This is a genomic window from Sphingobium sp. L-44, from assembly GCF_056859495.1.
Genome location: NZ_JBSXOQ010000031.1, coordinates 26,291 through 41,484, shown reverse-complemented (window position 1 = coordinate 41,484; position 15,194 = coordinate 26,291). Strand labels below are relative to the sequence as shown.

Sequence of the window (15,194 nt, the reverse complement as noted above, 5' to 3'; positions counted from 1 at the left end):
CCGACTTCGCGATATCCAGCCCAATCGTGACAATCTCACTCATCGTCCGTCTCCTCGCTCTTCAGCCGAGGCAGTCTGCCTCAGCCGGTGAGCGGGAGCCATCCACTCCATCGTTTAGCGTACTTTCCACGCTATGCCCTCCTGCTGGCATCTGCTCGAAGGGCTGCGTCCGGCGATGGGCTGGTGGCGCTGGCTGACCTTCGTCCTGCTGGTCGCCGGCATCGCCTGGTCTCCGCTCGGCCATGCGGGCTTCTACTATGTCGGCATGGCCTACAAGACGATCCTCGAAACGCCGGCCGCGGCCCATGGCGCGCTGCTCGATCTCGGCCAGCACTTCTACCATGTCCTGCTCATCGCCTGGTTGATGCCGATCGTGACGCTGGGCCTGGCGCTGCTGCTCCTCGGGATCGTCATCGCGCTGGGCCGCACCGCCTGGCCACGCTGGTTCGCAGCGCTGGCCAATCCCGTCTCGCTGGTCGCGATCGGCATGCTGATCGCGCGCATCCTGCCCGAGCCGGCGCACACCTGGCTTGACGGCGCCGCGTTCAACCTCGGCTGGCTCGTTGTCTATGCCGTCTCGACGGCGCTGCTCTGGAATGGTGGCCGTTCGCCGGTCGCATCACGGGACGAAGCAGCATGACCGAAGCTGCGACAGCGACAGGCGACGAACAAGTGGGGGAGGAAGCATCAGGCGCTTTCAGCATGAAGCCACTGATGTTCGAGACCTTCGTCTGCTCGATGGCGATGATGTCGTTCGTGGCGCTCGCGGGCCCCATCGCGCGCGTGCTCGGCCTCGAGCCATGGCAGGTCGGCGGGGCGATGACCGCGTCGGGCATCGCCTGGATGATCATGGCGCGGTTCTGGGGCGGCCTTAGCGATCGGCGCGGCGCTCGTCGCTTGACGGCTTGATTGGATCGGGGGCGCCGCGATCAAGCGTTACCGCTCGGTTAGAGAATGGGATGACCAAATTATCGCTGCAACTTTGCCATCGCTTCCACTTCGATGGTTGTAAGCTCGTCGATTGTCAGGTCGAGCGCAGAGCGCTGCGTCTTCAAGTCGACCAACCTTTCCCGGATGCGGGCAATCAATCGCTCCATTTGCTCCTTATGCTCGGGATCGGCATCGTAGAGATCGAGAAACTCCTTGATTTCCTTGATGGAGAAGCCAAGGCGTTTGCCGCGCAAAATCAGCTGTATGCGTCCGATCTCACGCCTGGAATATGCCCGGGTACTGCCTACCCGTTGAGGGGCGATAAGCCCCTCCTTTTCGTAGAAGCGTAGCGTGCGAAGTGTCAGTCCGAGTTCCTGAGCGACATCCTGGATGCCGTACACTTGTAAATCCGCATCCTTTGCGCGGGTTCTCCCCTTGTGCGTGGGGTTGTCGCGATCCGCGTCCTTAAGCGTTTCATCGTCCTCGGCGAGGTGGAGCGAGTTCCCCATGCCATCCACTCCCTGTCCTCCAATCACGGCTACCCTACCACTCAAGCGCATAAGCCTCGTAGCTTGACAGGGGATAGAGGCTCAGGCGAGCTTTTTGTTCTCCTCCTCGATCAAATCCTTCTTCGAAAGTTTGCCGATCAACGTCTTGGGCAGGCTGTCCCGGAATGCGAAGGCCTTGGGCATCTCGATCTTGCTGAGGCGATCCTGCAAAAAGACCTTGAGTTCATCGACGGTCAGGTTCGATCCCTCGTGCAGCGCGATGAACAACTTGGGAGATTGACCTCTGTAGGCGTCAGGAATCGCGATTGCGATCGCCTCCTTTACCGCCGGGTGCTGGTAGGCCGCATCCTCGATGATCCGGGGATATACATTATATCCGCCACAGAAGATGATGTCCTTGATGCGGTCGACGAGGAAGAGATAGCCATCCTCATCAAAATAGCCGATATCGCCGGTTCGTAGCGCGCCATCGACGAAGACAGCACTGGTTTCTGCAGGGCGCTGCCAATAGCCCTTCATCACCTGAGGGCCGCGGGCGCACACTTCTCCGCGTTCTCCCTGGGGAAGAACCCGCGAGGGATTCTCCGGATCTCGGATCTCGATGATGGTGCCGGGGAAACTTGGGCCGCAGCTATTGTCCTTCACCGTCCCAAACAACGGGTTGCAGGCGATGATCGGGGCGGTTTCGGAGAGCCCATATCCTTCCACGACCCTGGCACGCGTGCGTGCCTCGAACTCCTCGCGTACCTCGAGCGGGAGCGGTGCGCCGCCGGATATACAGGCGCGCACGGCCGAGAGATCGGGTATCTCGTCGTCCGGAAGCGCGTTCAGGGCAACATAGATCGTAGGCACGCCGAAGAACTGTGTCGGCGGCTTGCGCTTCATCGTGTTGAGAACCTGCTTCATCTCAAACCGTGGCAGCAGGACGATTTCGGCGCCGATTTCGACTGAGAAGTTGAGCACCGTCGTGAGTGCGAAGACGTGAAACATGGGCAGGACGCCGAGAGTTCTCTCCTGCTGCGGGCGAAGTCCTCCCACATGCACCACCATCTGGGCGCTGTTCGCCGTGAGGTTGGCGTGGGTCAGCATTGCGCCCTTGGGCACGCCGGTTGTGCCTCCGGTATATTGAAGGACCGCGACATCATCAGGGTGACGTTCTACCGCGTCAGGTTCGGCATCATGGGCGAGAAGCGCCTTGAGCCGGACATGAAGGCCTTCGTCGAGTATCCGCGCGTGGTCTTTTCGCTTGAATAGCGCAAAGCCCAGGCCTTGCAGCCAGGGCAGCATATCCCTCATGCCGCACAACACGATCTTGTCCAGCCCGGCACGTGGCGCGACGGCTTGCACTTTCTCGTGGATTATCCGGACGTCCGGTACCGCCATCATGCGCGTTCCCGAGTCCCGGATCTGATGCTCCAGTTCGCGCTCCGTGTAGAGCGGGTTGAAGTTGACCACGATCGCACCCACGCGCAGCGCCGCGAAGTACAATATCGCGAAATAGGGGCAGTTCGGCAGGCACAGGCCGAACCGATCGCCCTTGCGCAGCCCCTGATCCTGCAATCCACGTGCTGCACGGCGAACGAGTTGCCCCACCTGCGCATAAGTCCAGGTTCGCCCGAGAAAGTCGATGGCGACGCGTTCGGGATAAAGGTTCAACGCATTGTCGAGGAGGTCGGTCAGGAGCCGTGGCGGAATTGCCGGTTCCGGTATCGACGGGAAGGCGCTGATGGCGGGCTGGGGCATGGCGATCTCCAGCATCAGAAGTGGAAACGTCCGCCGAGTGACAGCACGACGGCGTGCGCGTCCTCGAGCTTGCCGTCCATCAGGATCGGCGTCTGCACGGCCGTGCCGGCATAGGCCGCTGTCGTGCGATCAATAGTCGTATCCTTGAACGTAATATACGCTGCGCCCGCATCGAGCGTGAACCGGGAAGACACGGCATAGCTTGTGCCGGCAGCGAAATTCCAACGGTTGCTGTCAGGCACTCGAGCGTCCCGATTGCCGTTGCGCGTCGGGGTCTGGGCGTGTTGAACGCCGGCACGAACGGTCCAGGCTGGTGTGACCGCGTAATCGATGCCGCCTGCGAAGCTCCAAGTGTCCCGGTAATTTTCCGGGATTGAAACGTTGAGCGGCGCGCCGAGCCGGATAGCGTCGAATTTCGACCAACCCATGCGGGTCACCTGACCGTTGAGGGTGACCTTGGGCGACACCGCCACGCGCGCTCCGAAGATCGCCTGCCAGGGGGTCTCGAACGTGGCGTTTGCATTCACTACGCTGTTTTGCCCGGCGAGCGGACCAAGAAGACCGGTCGTCGTCACCGAACCGTCGAGATTATGCTTCACGCTCGACTTGTAGCTGGCGCCCAGTTGCATGGGGCCGGCGCGATATTGCAGCCCGGCCGACCAGCCAAGATCCCAACCATTGCCTTTCAGCTCCTGGTGGCCGTCGGCGAGAAGAGGCGATAGGTTCGGCAGATAGTTGGACAATGATGCGTCGGCATATTCGATATTAAGCGCGGCGCCGATGCTGAGATTTGGCGTAACGAGGTAGGCGATCGATGGCTGGATGTCGTATGTTCGCAGCTTGGTCTTGTCGGCGCTATACCGTGCCCAGCTGTCGGCATCATAATTGGTTGTGAAGCTATAAGGGGAGGCGACGGTCAGCCCCAAAGCGAGCCGTGATGTCAGGCCGACGGCTATCGCGCCGGAGGGTAGTACGCCATTATTGATCGGATCACGAGAGCGTTGGCTCCCGCCTACAGCCGCAGCCGACTGCCCGGGACGGACAATGAGCGTGTTGACATTGTCAACCGACCCTTTGGGAAGGATTACGCTTACGGCCTGGTGGGCATCGACTCCTTCCATGCCTGCGATCGCAGCCGGATTCCACCAGAGGGACTGTACGCCCTGGTCGGCGACCTCGCCCGAAAAGGCTCGTCCGGCACCTCTGGACGATTGTTCCTGAAGGTAAAAGGCCTGCGCGCTCGCGGCTTGCGGCGCGAGCAATCCAGCCGCCACGGCCGATGTTGCGATCCCAACTTTCCAATTTTTGCCTGCCACGCCCATCTCCCCTTTCGTGATTGTCAAATTCCTCGTGCTTATCGGAGGCGCGTCCATGTCTGCGTCTTGCACAGGGGCCAGACGATGCAGCCCTTGAGGCGCAAATGATCCCGATCGGCTAACGTGACCGTCGCGCTGTATGTACCGCCATCCTCAGCGTTGTAGATGGAACCACCCGACCAACTGCCCGACTTCCACGTAAAACCCTGCAGAATCTGCAATCCACGAAGCGGACGACCGCGCAACGCAGCGGTCTTGTTCTTTTCGTCACGTAGTTCGGGGTTGGCTTTGATCCCGTCGGAACTGATCAAGGCACCGCAGATCGATTGCCCGCAGCGGGTGATTTCCACGACGCCATGACGGCTCTCGGTTTGCCAGCGACCGACAACGGTGTCGGCGGGCAATGCAGTGCTCGAAGCCAGTAGTGTCAGAATGATCGACATTGTTCCTCTCCGCGCGCCTTCAGGCGACCGTCTGTTTCACGTCTGGAGCCAATATGCGGCAAATCAGCGTCCCATAACCATCTCAATGACGTATAGGTAAGTCAATAGCTCAATGCGTCATCAAAATGCCTATTAGGTTGTGTGCGAATTGGAGGGGGCAGGCGCTGCTGGCCCCGTCGTCAGGGTTCGGGCGTGTTCGTGTGTGACGCCGTCAAGCTATTGATCTGTGCGTGCCTTCAAGCAAGGAAAGATTGCGATAATTGCCCAGTTCCTGAATGCGCTGGATGGAACGCGACACTTCGCCGTCAGCCGCCCCGTTCGCGGCAACGACCAGGCGCCCGTAGCCGCCGGCGTGAATGCGAAAGTCGCTCCAGATCCGGACGCTATCCCCGATGATGCAGGAGACGAGATGGCCCGGATGGAAGTCGGCCCGATCGACAACCGGCTCGGCGTAGCTATCGTTCGCCACAACGACGATGTGGGTTGCGCGGATGACCAGGCCCGGCAGCGTTTCCATCCACTGCAAGGTATCACTGAAGGGGCCGACGTCGGGAGCAGACCAGAACTGCGCGTCCGCGCTGACCGAGGTTGACGTTAGCGTCGTGGTGACCGCTTCACTGTGCCTTTCCCAGGCCAGCCGCCCGTTGGCGGACCACTCCGTTTCCAGGTGGCGCAGGTTGCGATCGAGTCCAGAGGCACATCGCTGCTGCAGGATCAGCCATTCCTTCTCCCGGTCATTCTCATCGACCAGGCGAACCGTCTGAAATGCCATGGCGGGCAATTCGAGTGCAGGAAAACGGCGCAGATGCATTTCGCCGACGATCTGACGCCGGAGGGGATGCTCAGAAAATCGCATGTGTGCGCCTTCGAAAACAGGTGCAGTGGCGCTTGGGGAGAGGCGCAGCCGTCGATAAGACGGGCGCGAGCATCATCGCCGGGATGAGAGTGCGCGGTTTTTCACTGGCGAGCATCCGTACGTTCCTCGGCCAAGACCTCCGATATCAAGCCTCCCGGGAACCGGTGCATGACGATTCCCTCGACGGCGTGAGAAGAGTGCCAAAGATTTTAGTTGACGTAAACGTCATTTCACGCACCATTAGGTAATCAGATGTCCGATTCCCTGGAGAGGCTATCATCGATGCGTAATGTGGTTGTTGCGGGCTATGCCCGGTCCCCCTTTCACCTGGCAGGCAAGGGCGCGCTGGCGCGCGTCCGCCCTGACGATCTGGCCGCTCAGGTCATTCGCGGACTGATTCAGCAGACCGGCGTGAAGGCCGAAGATATCGAGGATATCGTGCTGGGCTGCGCTTTTCCTGAAGGCGAGCAGGGCTTCAACATCGCGCGCCTTATCGGTCTTCTCGCCGACCTGCCGCTCTCTGTCGGCGGCATGACCGTTAATCGCTTCTGCGGATCGTCGATGAGCTCGGTCCACATCGCTGCGGGCCAGATTCAGCTTGGCGCCGGCGAGGCCTTCATCTGCGCGGGCGTGGAGTCGATGAGCCGCGTGCCGATGATGGGGTTCAATCCGCTGCCGAACCTCGAGCTCGCGAAGAAGAGCGCCGCCTATATGGGCATGGGCGACACGGCGGAGAATATCGCGACCAAATATCAGATCACCCGTGCCCAGCAGGAAGCCTTTGCGGTCGCCAGTCAGGACAAGGCGGCCGCGGCTATCGCGGCCGGCAAGCTCGAGGCCGAGATCGTGCCGATCACGACCAAGGCGGGCGTGGTCGACAAGGATGGCACGCCGCGTGCCGGCACGACGACGGAAACCCTCGCCGGGCTGAAGCCGGCCTTCAGCCAGGACGGCACGGTAACGGCGGGAACGTCCTCGCCGCTGACCGATGGCGCAAGCGCAATCCTGGTCACGAGCGAGGATTATGCGCGCGCGCATGGACTGCCGATCCTTGCCCGCATCAAGTCGGTTGCTGTCTCTGGCTGCCAGCCGGAGATCATGGGCATCGGACCGGTCGAGGCCTCGCGCAAGGCGCTGCAGCGGGCGGGGCTCAGTGTGGACCAGCTTGACGTTGTCGAGCTCAACGAAGCCTTTGCGAGCCAGTCACTGGCCTGCATCAGCGACCTGGGGCTTGACCAGTCGAAGGTCAATCTGGACGGCGGCGCCATCGCGATAGGCCACCCTCTGGGGGCGACCGGTGCGCGGATCGTGGGCAAGGCCGCGGCTCTGCTGAAGCGCGAAGGCGGCAGCTATGCGCTTGCCACCCAGTGCATCGGCGGCGGTCAGGGCATCGCCACCGTGCTGGAGGCGGCGGAATGAGCGAGCAGGCCATCAAGCCAGTCGGCGCCCCGCCGGAAACCATCAAAAAGGTCTGCGTGATCGGCGCAGGCGTCATGGGCGCCGGCATCGCAGCGCAGGTCGCCAATGCCGGCGTGCCGGTGCTGCTGCTCGATATCGTGCCCAAGGAGGGCGGCGATCGTGACGCCGTGGCGAAGGGTGCGGTCGCGAAGATGCTGAAGACCGATCCGGCGCCCTTCATGTCGAAGGCTGCGGCGAAGCTCGTTGAAACGGGCAATATCGACGACCATCTCGAGCGGGTGGCCGAATGCGACTGGATCGTCGAGGCGATCGTCGAACGGCTCGACATCAAGCAGGCGCTCTACGCCAAGCTCGAGCAGCTCAAGCGTCCGGGCACGGCGGTATCGTCCAATACCTCGACGATTCCGCTTGGCCATCTGGTCGAGGGGCGGGACGATCAGTTCAAACAGGACTTCCTGATCACCCATTTCTTCAATCCGCCGCGCTACATGCGGCTCATCGAAATCGTGACCGGCCCCGACACTGATACGGCTGTGGCGAGGCGCGTCTCGGATTTCGTCGATCGAAAGCTCGGCAAGCGCATCGTGCCGGCGCGGGACACGCCGGGCTTCATCGCCAATCGCATCGGTACCTACTGGCTGGCCGTCGCGATCAATGCCGCGATGGACCAGGGGCTGACGGTGGAGGAAGCCGACCAGATCGGCGGAAAGCCGATGGGCGTGCCCAAGACCGGCATTTTCGGCCTTGTCGATCTCGTTGGCGTCGACCTCATGCCGCTGCTCACGAAGAGCCTGTCCTCGACGCTGCCGGCAGGTGACGCCTATTTCGACACGGTGAGGCCGATGCCGCTCGTCGACAGGATGATCGCGGAAGGCTTTACCGGGCGGAAGGGCAAGGGCGGTTTCTACGCGTTCGACAAGGCGACGAAGACCAAGAAAGCGCTCGATCTCGCGACCGGCGAATATCGCGTATCGGTGAAGCCGGCTTCCTTGCCGGGCCGGGCCGAGAAGGACCTGGCAGCATTGGTTGCTGCGCCCGGCAAGGTCGGCGCCTATGCCTGGGAAATTCTCGGCAAGGTTCTTTCCTATGCCGCGAGTCTGGTCGGTGAAGCTGCGGACAACATCGTCGGCATCGATGACGCGATGAAGCTCGGCTACAACTGGAAGTTCGGGCCGTTCGAACTGATCGATCGCCTCGGGCCGGGCAAGCTCGCCGAACGGCTGGCCGCCGAGGGGCGGGATGTTCCCGCGATCTTCAAGGTAGCCGGAGATCGGCCTTTCTACCGGGTGCAGGACGGCCGTCGGCAATATCTCGATGCCGCCGGCGACTATCATGATGTCGTGCGGCCCGAGGGCGTGCTGCTGCTGGAAGACATCAAGCTCCATAGCCAGCCGATCCTCAAAAATGGTTCGGCGGCACTCTGGGATGTCGGCGACGGCGTTGCCTGCCTTGAGTTCACCGGCAAGATGAACGCGCTCGACGGCGATGTGATGAAGCTGATCGGTCAGGCGATCCCGGTCGTGCAGGACAAGTTCAAGGCGCTCGTCGTCTATAATGAGGGCAGCAATTTCTCCGCCGGCGCCAATCTCGGTCTTGCTCTGTTCGCACTGAACATCGCGGCATGGGGCGAGATCGAAAAGCTCGTCGCGGGCGGGCAGCAGGCCTACAAGGCGCTCAAATATGCGCTGTTCCCGGTCGTGAGCGCTCCGGCCGGCATGGCATTGGGCGGCGGTTGCGAGATCCTGCTCAACAGTGATGCCGTGCAGGCCCATGCCGAAAGCTATGTGGGTCTGGTCGAGTGCGGCGTGGGTCTGATCCCTGGCTGGGGCGGATGCGGTGAAATGATCGATCGCTGGCGCTCCAGTCCCGGCATGCCCAAGGGGCCGATGCCGGCCGTAGCCAAGGTCTTCGAGACGGTATCGACAGCCACTGTGGCAAAGTCGGCCGCCGAGGCGAAGGAGCATGGCTTCCTGCGTCCCTCGGACGGCATTACGATGAACCGGGACCGTCTGCTGGCGGACGCCAAGGCGAAGGCACTGGAACTGGCCGACGGTTACAAACCGCCTGTGGCTCCGGAATTCCGCTTGCCTGGCGCGGGAGGCAAGTCCGCTCTTTCGATGGCTGTCGAAGGCTTCCAGGCCCGTGGCCTCGCCACATCTTACGATGGTGTCGTATCCGGCGCGCTCGCCGACGTCCTGACGGGCGGCGAGAAGGATCTCATCGACATCGTGACCGAAGAGGATCTGCTGGCGCTCGAGCGCAAGGCCTTCATGCAACTGGTGCGCGACCCGCGGACCCAGGCGCGCGTCGAGCAGATGCTCGTCACCGGCAAGCCGCTGCGTAACTGATTGGCGGCCGGCGGCCGGATGGCCGACCGGTCAGGAGATATAAATATGCAAGTCTATGACGCCCCGTTGCGCGACATGCGCTTCGTGCTCAACGAACTCCATGCCGATGACGGCTTCGGGGATATTCCCGCGCTGTCGGAGTTCACACCGGATCTCACCGATGCGATCCTCGAGGAGGCGGCGCGCTTCTGTCGCGACGTCCTGTTGCCGATCAACCGGTCGGGCGACGAGGAGGGGTGTCATCTGGAAAACGGCGTCGTGCGGACGCCGGCGGGGTTCCCCGAAGCCTATAAGCAGTTCGCCGAAGGTGGCTGGACCGCGCTCGCATCCGATCCGGAATGGGGTGGGCAGGGGCTGCCGGAAGCGGTCAACAAGCTGGTCGAGGAGATGATCTGCTCGTCCAACCTCTCCTTCGGCCTCTACCCGGGCCTCACCCATGGTGCCACCACTGCGATCGAGGGCCATGGCAGTGACGCGCTCAAGCAGGCCTACCTGCCCAAGATGGTGAGCGGCCAGTGGTCCGGCACGATGTGCCTGACCGAGCCTCATTGCGGTACCGATCTCGGGCTCCTGCGCAGCCGCGCGGTCCCGCAGGGCGATGGCAGCTACAAGGTCACCGGCTCCAAGATCTTCATCTCCGCCGGTGAGCATGACCTGACCGAGAATATCATCCATCTCGTGCTCGCCCGCCTGCCCGACGCCCCCAAGGGCGTGAAGGGCATCAGCTTGTTTCTCGTCCCCAAATATCTGCCCAGGGAGGACGGTACTCCCGGTCAATCGAACGGCGTCGCCTGCGCCGCGATCGAGCACAAGATGGGTCTCAAGGCGTCGGCGACGTGCCAGATGAACTTCGATGATTCGATCGGCTGGATCGTCGGTGAGCCTGGCAAGGGCATGGCCGCCATGTTCACGATGATGAACACGGAGCGTGTCTCCGTCGGCATCCAGGGCCTAGGTGTGGGCGAGGCGGCGTATCAGGCGGCGGCCTGGTATGCGAAAGATCGTATTCAGGGTCGGGCGCTCTCGGGACCCAAATATCCCGATCAGGCAGCCGATCCGATCATCGTTCACCCCGATGTTCGCCGCATGTTGATGACGATGCGGGCTTATAATGAGGGATGCCGGGCGCTCTCGGCCTGGGTCTCGCGCGCCCTGGACGCGGAAAAACATTCTCCCGAACCCGAAGTGCGCCAGCGTGCGAGTGACTTCATTGCGCTCATGACCCCCGTCGTCAAAGCGCTCTTCACCGACCTTGCGTTCGACAGCGCGAACCTTGCGGTCCAATGCTATGGTGGCCACGGCTACATCCGCGAAAGCGGCGTCGAGCAATATGCCCGCGATGCCCGGATCACCATGATCTATGAGGGGACGAACGGCGTTCAGGCGCTCGATCTCGTCGGCCGCAAGCTCGGCGCCCATATGGGCCGCTATCTGCGCAGCTTCTTCCATCCGGTGTCGGCTTTCATCGAGGAAAACAACGTCGACGGACCGATGAAGCCGATGATCGAGGCGCTCGCCAAGGCGTTCGGGGCGCTGCAGCTTTCGACGGCCACGGTCGCGCAGCGGGCGCTCAAGGATCCCGAAGAGGCGGGCGCGGCGTCGGCGGACTATCTGCGTCTGATGGGCCTGGTGGCCATGGGCTATTGCTTTGCCAAGGCGACCAAGATCGCAGGCTTGCAGCTCTTCTTCGGCAGCGAGGACAAGCGCTTCTACGATGCCAAGATCAAGACGGCGACGTTCTTCTTCGAGCGTATCCTGCCTCAGGCGACCGCCAGCTTCCTGGCGATCAAGGCGGGCAAGAAGTCGCTGATGGCGCTGGAAGACGACGTGTTTTGACGCTTCCGGCAAGCCTCGAAAAGCGGCTGGCCATTCCAGCCATCGTTGCGCCGATGTTCCTTGTGTCGGGACCGGACCTTGTCGTCAGTTGCTGCGAGGCGGGACTGCTTGGTACTTTCCCGGCGCTCAACCAGCGCACCAGTCAAGGTTTCGGTGAATGGCTGGATGAAATCGAGGAGCGGCTGGCTCCCATGCCGGGAGCGGCGCCCTTCGGCGTCAACCTCATCGTCCATAAGAGCAATCCGAGGCTCGACGCCGATCTGGAACTGATCGTTCGGCACCATGTGCCATTGGTCATCACCTCGCTCGGCGCCATCGCGGATCTTGTCCAGGTGGTTCAGGGCTATGGCGGGCTGGTCTTTCACGACGTGACGAACGTGCGTCATGCGGAAAAGGCGCTCGAAGCTGGCGTCGACGGTCTGATCGCGGTCGCTGCCGGCGCGGGGGGACATGCCGGCACGATGAGCCCGTTCGCACTGGTTGACGAGATACGGCGCTTCTTCCAGGGGCCGCTGGCGCTTTCCGGCGCCATCACGCGCGGCCACCAGATCGCGGCCGCGCAGATGATGGGGGCCGATCTTGCCTATATCGGATCCCACTTCATCGCGTCGGAAGAGAGTCTCGCCTCGCCGCCACAGAAAGACATGGTGATCGGGGCCGGACCAGCGGATATCGTCTATACGGACCGGGTCACCGGCGTCGGGGCCAATTTTCTCCGGCCCTCGCTGGAAGCCGCGACTCTCCCTGAGCCACATGGCGCGCTTTCGGTTTCGGAGGAGGCCAAGGCCTGGAAGACGATCTGGTCGGCAGGCCACGGTGTCGGCGCTACCACTGCCGTCCAACCGGCCCGATCCATCTGTGAGAGACTCATTGCCGAATATCAGGCGGCATTACAATCAGAGTAGGATTGATCCATGAAGGTGCTTGTGCCCGTCAAGCGGGTTATCGATTATAATGTGAAACCGCGCGTGAAGGCGGATGGGACGGGCGTCGATTTGGCGAACGTGAAGATGTCGATGAACCCGTTCGACGAGATCGCCGTCGAAGAGGCTATCCGCCTCAAGGAAAAGGGAGTCGCGACCGAAATCGTGGTGGTGTCGATCGGCGTCGCCAAGGCGCAGGAAACGCTGCGCACCGCGCTCGCCATGGGGGCCGACCGCGCGATCCTCGTCCAGACTGACGATGAGGTCGAGCCGCTCGCCGTCGCCAAGATCCTGAAGGCCATCGCCACCGAGGAGGCTCCAGGCCTGGTGATCCTCGGCAAGCAGGCCATCGACGATGATGCCAATCAGACCGGCCAGATGCTGGCAGCCCTTCTCGGTTGGGGGCAGGGCACATTCGCCAGCAAGGTCGAAGTATCGGGCGAGACTGTCGCGGTGACCCGTGAGGTGGATGGCGGTCTGGAGACCGTAAGCCTCAAACTGCCGGCGATCGTGACGACCGATCTGCGTCTCAACGAACCGCGCTATGCGAGCCTGCCCAATATCATGAAGGCCAAATCCAAGCCGCTGGCGACGAAGACGCCGGCCGATCTCGGTGTTGAGATCGCCTCGCGCCTCAAGACGCTCAAGGTGACCGAACCCCCCAAGCGCTCGGCGGGCATCAAGGTGGCCGACGTCGATGAATTGGTCGCCAGGCTCAAGGAAATGGCGATTTGATAAACTTTCAAACGCGCCGAACTTGCCGAACCTCTCCCATGCAAGTGACGGCGCACCCCGCTTCATCCTGTGCGCACAGAGATGAAGCGGGGGCGGATTTCTCGGAGAATAAGTTATGAATACGCTCGTCTGGGTTGAACATGACAATGCGTCGGTCAAGGATGCGACGCTATCGGCCGTCACCGCCGCTGCCAAACTTGGTGAGGTCCATCTGCTGGTTGCCGGTGCGGGCATCGGCGGCGTGGCCGAGGCTGCTGCGAAGGTCGCGGGTGTCGCCAAAGTCGTAACGTTCGACGATGCGGCGTTCAAACACGCTTTGCCCGAGAATGTCGCGCCGGCCGTCGCGGACCTGATGCGCGGCTATGACGCGTTCGTGGCGCCTTCCACTTCGAATGGCAAGAACATCGCGCCGCGCGTGGCGGCCTTGCTTGATGTGATGCAGGTCAGCGACATCCTGTCGGTGGAAAGCGCTGACACGTTCACGCGTCCCATCTACGCGGGAAATGCGATCGCGACGGTCCAGTCGTCTGATGCAAAGAAGGTTATCACGGTGCGTGGCACAGCCTTCGAGAAGGCGGCCCGCGAGGGTGGCTCGGCCAGTATCGAGGCTGCGACGGGCACGGATGCGGGACTTTCCAGCTTCGTGGGTGCCGAGATCGCCCAGTCCGAGCGCCCGGAACTCACCTCGGCCAAAATCATCGTCTCGGGCGGGCGAGCGCTGGGCTCGGCCGGGCAGTTTCATGGCGTGATCGATCCGCTGGCCGACAAGCTGGGCGCGGGTGTGGGCGCAAGCCGCGCAGCGGTCGATGCTGGCTATGCGCCCAACGATTTTCAGGTCGGCCAGACCGGCAAGATCGTGGCGCCGGAAGTCTATGTCGCCGTCGGCATATCGGGTGCGATTCAGCACCTTGCTGGCATGAAGGATAGCAAGACCATCATCGCGATCAACAAGGATGAGGACGCGCCCATCTTCCAGGTCGCCGATATCGGCCTGGTCGGCGACCTCTTCAAGATCGTTCCTGAACTGACCGAAAAGCTTTGAGGTAAGCGATGACCGGTCTGGAAGAGATCGAACAGTTCATGGCGGCCGGCACCCGGCCGCCCATGATGGATCTGTTCGACATCGATCTGCTTGAGGCGGAGGAGGGGAAGGTCGTCTTTGTCGCGACGCCCACCTCGCAGACCTACAATTTCATGGGCATCGCCCATGGTGGCTATGCCGCGACGCTGCTGGATTCGGCCTGCGGCATCGCGGCGAACTCCGCGGCCCAAGTGCCCATCAACTGCGTCACGCTCGAACTCAAGGTCGCCTATCATGCGCCCTTGACCGACAGGGTCGGGATGGTCCGTGCAATCGGCCAGGTGGTGTCGATGGGCAAGAGGGTGGCGCATACCGAGGCGCGTCTGATCGACATGGCCGGCAAACTCTATGCCTCCGCGACATCGACCTTGCTGCTCGTCGATCGGGCGGCCTGAACAGGAAAGAAGATATGGAAGTCGTTATCCCGCACAGCCTTGGTAAAATCGAAGCGAAGAGCAGGATCGAGGCCGGCCTGCCCAAGCTGGCAGCGCATATCCCGGGAGGCGGTTCGCTCAGTTCCGAGTGGGTATCGGACTACGCACTACACTTGGTCATCGGGGCGATGGGGCAGAATATCCCGGTGCAACTCGACATTGAGGATAGCGAGATTCGCGGCGACGTCAGCGTACCGCTGTTCCTCAAAATGATGTCAGGACAGATTTCGGATTTTGTGAAAACGAGCGCCGAGAAAATGCTCAGCAAGGCATGATGAATTTACTGGCCGCAGGACAATATCGTTGCTCTGCGATGATTGAGTTTACGAGAATCTGCCCTGTTTCCTAGCCGATAGTGTCCGCGCGAGGGCTTTGTGATGGAAGAAATCGCTCCCCGAGTTTTCAGGATCATTAGCCGTCAGCTCGGCGTCTATCCGGATCAGATTGCCCTTGCTTCGTCTTTCTACGATGACATCGGCGTGGATAGTCTCGATGTGCTGGAAGTTGTGATGGCGCTTGAAGACGAATTCGGACTCACTATCCCGGATGAAGCCGCCGGTGAGGTCAAAACAGTAGAGGATGCGGTCAAGCTGGTCGAAGCATGGATAGCCAAGTGAGATA

General features: G+C 61.8%; 16 protein-coding genes. 11 read left to right on the top strand and 5 right to left on the bottom strand.

Annotated elements, in window-relative coordinates:
* The first annotated feature begins 133 nt into the window (after window positions 1-133).
* Window positions 134-640 (top strand): DUF6796 family protein, encoded by a 507-nt coding sequence (locus tag AC13EK_RS02050; protein ID WP_234791899.1) that lies wholly within the window; start codon window positions 134-136, stop codon window positions 638-640.
* Complete coding sequence (locus tag AC13EK_RS02045) at window positions 637-909, top strand: hypothetical protein (RefSeq protein ID WP_017503288.1); 273 nt, start codon at window positions 637-639, stop codon at window positions 907-909. Before AC13EK_RS02050 ends, AC13EK_RS02045 begins: the two co-directional genes overlap by 4 nt.
* A 59-nt stretch (window positions 910-968) precedes the next feature.
* Here the strand turns inward: AC13EK_RS02045 and AC13EK_RS02040 are convergent, their stop codons facing one another.
* The 5 genes from AC13EK_RS02040 to AC13EK_RS02020 all read right to left on the bottom strand — a co-directional run bounded on the left by AC13EK_RS02040 (window position 969) and on the right by AC13EK_RS02020 (window position 5,797).
* Window positions 969-1,439 carry a MerR family transcriptional regulator gene (locus AC13EK_RS02040; protein WP_017503287.1) on the bottom strand — a complete coding sequence of 157 codons (471 nt, stop codon included), beginning with the start codon at window positions 1,437-1,439 and terminating at the stop codon, window positions 969-971.
* 81 nt (window positions 1,440-1,520) lie between these two features.
* Entirely contained in the window at window positions 1,521-3,197 is a 1,677-nt protein-coding gene (locus AC13EK_RS02035; protein ID WP_017503286.1) for a long-chain-fatty-acid--CoA ligase, read from the bottom strand.
* Window positions 3,197-4,504: an OmpP1/FadL family transporter gene (locus AC13EK_RS02030; RefSeq protein WP_036526777.1), complete on the bottom strand. Its 1,308-nt coding sequence runs from the start codon at window positions 4,502-4,504 to the stop codon at window positions 3,197-3,199. The genes AC13EK_RS02035 and AC13EK_RS02030 overlap by 1 nt, the downstream gene beginning before the upstream one ends.
* A gap of 32 nt (window positions 4,505-4,536) precedes the next feature.
* Window positions 4,537-4,941, bottom strand: a complete 405-nt coding sequence (locus AC13EK_RS02025) for a DUF2147 domain-containing protein (RefSeq protein ID WP_026109759.1) — start codon at window positions 4,939-4,941, stop codon at window positions 4,537-4,539.
* 211 nt (window positions 4,942-5,152) lie between these two features.
* Window positions 5,153-5,797 (bottom strand): DUF3422 family protein, encoded by a 645-nt coding sequence (locus tag AC13EK_RS02020; protein ID WP_026109760.1) that lies wholly within the window; start codon window positions 5,795-5,797, stop codon window positions 5,153-5,155.
* Window positions 5,798-6,079: 282 nt separating this feature from the next.
* On the opposite strand from AC13EK_RS02020, the gene AC13EK_RS02015 reads away from it, so the two are divergent.
* From AC13EK_RS02015 to acpP, 9 genes are all read left to right on the top strand, one after another.
* Window positions 6,080-7,216 (top strand): thiolase family protein, encoded by a 1,137-nt coding sequence (locus AC13EK_RS02015; protein WP_069335617.1) that lies wholly within the window; start codon window positions 6,080-6,082, stop codon window positions 7,214-7,216.
* Window positions 7,213-9,564 (top strand): 3-hydroxyacyl-CoA dehydrogenase/enoyl-CoA hydratase family protein, encoded by a 2,352-nt coding sequence (locus tag AC13EK_RS02010; RefSeq protein WP_069335616.1) that lies wholly within the window; start codon window positions 7,213-7,215, stop codon window positions 9,562-9,564. The genes AC13EK_RS02015 and AC13EK_RS02010 overlap by 4 nt, the downstream gene beginning before the upstream one ends.
* 45 nt (window positions 9,565-9,609) lie before the next feature.
* Complete coding sequence (locus tag AC13EK_RS02005) at window positions 9,610-11,400, top strand: acyl-CoA dehydrogenase C-terminal domain-containing protein (RefSeq protein ID WP_017503705.1); 1,791 nt, start codon at window positions 9,610-9,612, stop codon at window positions 11,398-11,400.
* Complete coding sequence (locus tag AC13EK_RS02000; RefSeq protein WP_483022000.1) at window positions 11,397-12,305, top strand: NAD(P)H-dependent flavin oxidoreductase; 909 nt, start codon at window positions 11,397-11,399, stop codon at window positions 12,303-12,305. Before AC13EK_RS02005 ends, AC13EK_RS02000 begins: the two co-directional genes overlap by 4 nt.
* Before the next feature lie 9 nt (window positions 12,306-12,314).
* On the top strand, window positions 12,315-13,058 hold the full coding sequence (locus tag AC13EK_RS01995) for an electron transfer flavoprotein subunit beta/FixA family protein (RefSeq protein ID WP_004206977.1): 744 nt from the start codon (window positions 12,315-12,317) through the stop codon (window positions 13,056-13,058).
* Between the two features lie 115 nt (window positions 13,059-13,173).
* Entirely contained in the window at window positions 13,174-14,100 is a 927-nt protein-coding gene (locus AC13EK_RS01990) for an electron transfer flavoprotein subunit alpha/FixB family protein (RefSeq protein ID WP_004206978.1), read from the top strand.
* An 8-nt stretch (window positions 14,101-14,108) separates the two neighbouring features.
* On the top strand, window positions 14,109-14,534 hold the full coding sequence (locus tag AC13EK_RS01985) for a PaaI family thioesterase (protein WP_004206979.1): 426 nt from the start codon (window positions 14,109-14,111) through the stop codon (window positions 14,532-14,534).
* 14 nt (window positions 14,535-14,548) lie between these two features.
* Complete coding sequence (locus AC13EK_RS01980; RefSeq protein ID WP_004206980.1) at window positions 14,549-14,848, top strand: polyhydroxyalkanoic acid system family protein; 300 nt, start codon at window positions 14,549-14,551, stop codon at window positions 14,846-14,848.
* Window positions 14,849-14,950: 102 nt separating this feature from the next.
* Entirely contained in the window at window positions 14,951-15,190 is a 240-nt protein-coding gene (gene acpP, locus AC13EK_RS01975) for an acyl carrier protein (RefSeq protein WP_004206981.1), read from the top strand.
* Window positions 15,191-15,194: the final 4 nt, after the last annotated feature.

Excerpts from the sequence above, each read along its gene's own strand:
- AC13EK_RS02050 (WP_234791899.1), top strand. The coding sequence starts at position 134 with ATGCCCTCCTGCTGGCATCTGCTCGAAGGGCTGCGTCCGGCGATGGGC.
- AC13EK_RS02045 (WP_017503288.1), top strand. The coding sequence starts at position 637 with ATGACCGAAGCTGCGACAGCGACAGGCGACGAACAAGTGGGGGAGGAA.
- AC13EK_RS02040 (WP_017503287.1), bottom strand. The coding sequence starts at position 1,439 with ATGGGGAACTCGCTCCACCTCGCCGAGGACGATGAAACGCTTAAGGAC.
- AC13EK_RS02035 (WP_017503286.1), bottom strand. The coding sequence starts at position 3,197 with ATGCTGGAGATCGCCATGCCCCAGCCCGCCATCAGCGCCTTCCCGTCG.
- AC13EK_RS02030 (WP_036526777.1), bottom strand. The coding sequence starts at position 4,504 with ATGGGCGTGGCAGGCAAAAATTGGAAAGTTGGGATCGCAACATCGGCC.
- AC13EK_RS02025 (WP_026109759.1), bottom strand. The coding sequence starts at position 4,941 with ATGTCGATCATTCTGACACTACTGGCTTCGAGCACTGCATTGCCCGCC.
- AC13EK_RS02020 (WP_026109760.1), bottom strand. The coding sequence starts at position 5,797 with ATGCGATTTTCTGAGCATCCCCTCCGGCGTCAGATCGTCGGCGAAATG.
- AC13EK_RS02015 (WP_069335617.1), top strand. The coding sequence starts at position 6,080 with ATGCGTAATGTGGTTGTTGCGGGCTATGCCCGGTCCCCCTTTCACCTG.
- AC13EK_RS02010 (WP_069335616.1), top strand. The coding sequence starts at position 7,213 with ATGAGCGAGCAGGCCATCAAGCCAGTCGGCGCCCCGCCGGAAACCATC.
- AC13EK_RS02005 (WP_017503705.1), top strand. The coding sequence starts at position 9,610 with ATGCAAGTCTATGACGCCCCGTTGCGCGACATGCGCTTCGTGCTCAAC.
- AC13EK_RS01995 (WP_004206977.1), top strand. The coding sequence starts at position 12,315 with ATGAAGGTGCTTGTGCCCGTCAAGCGGGTTATCGATTATAATGTGAAA.
- AC13EK_RS01990 (WP_004206978.1), top strand. The coding sequence starts at position 13,174 with ATGAATACGCTCGTCTGGGTTGAACATGACAATGCGTCGGTCAAGGAT.
- AC13EK_RS01985 (WP_004206979.1), top strand. The coding sequence starts at position 14,109 with ATGACCGGTCTGGAAGAGATCGAACAGTTCATGGCGGCCGGCACCCGG.
- AC13EK_RS01980 (WP_004206980.1), top strand. The coding sequence starts at position 14,549 with ATGGAAGTCGTTATCCCGCACAGCCTTGGTAAAATCGAAGCGAAGAGC.
- acpP (WP_004206981.1), top strand. The coding sequence starts at position 14,951 with ATGGAAGAAATCGCTCCCCGAGTTTTCAGGATCATTAGCCGTCAGCTC.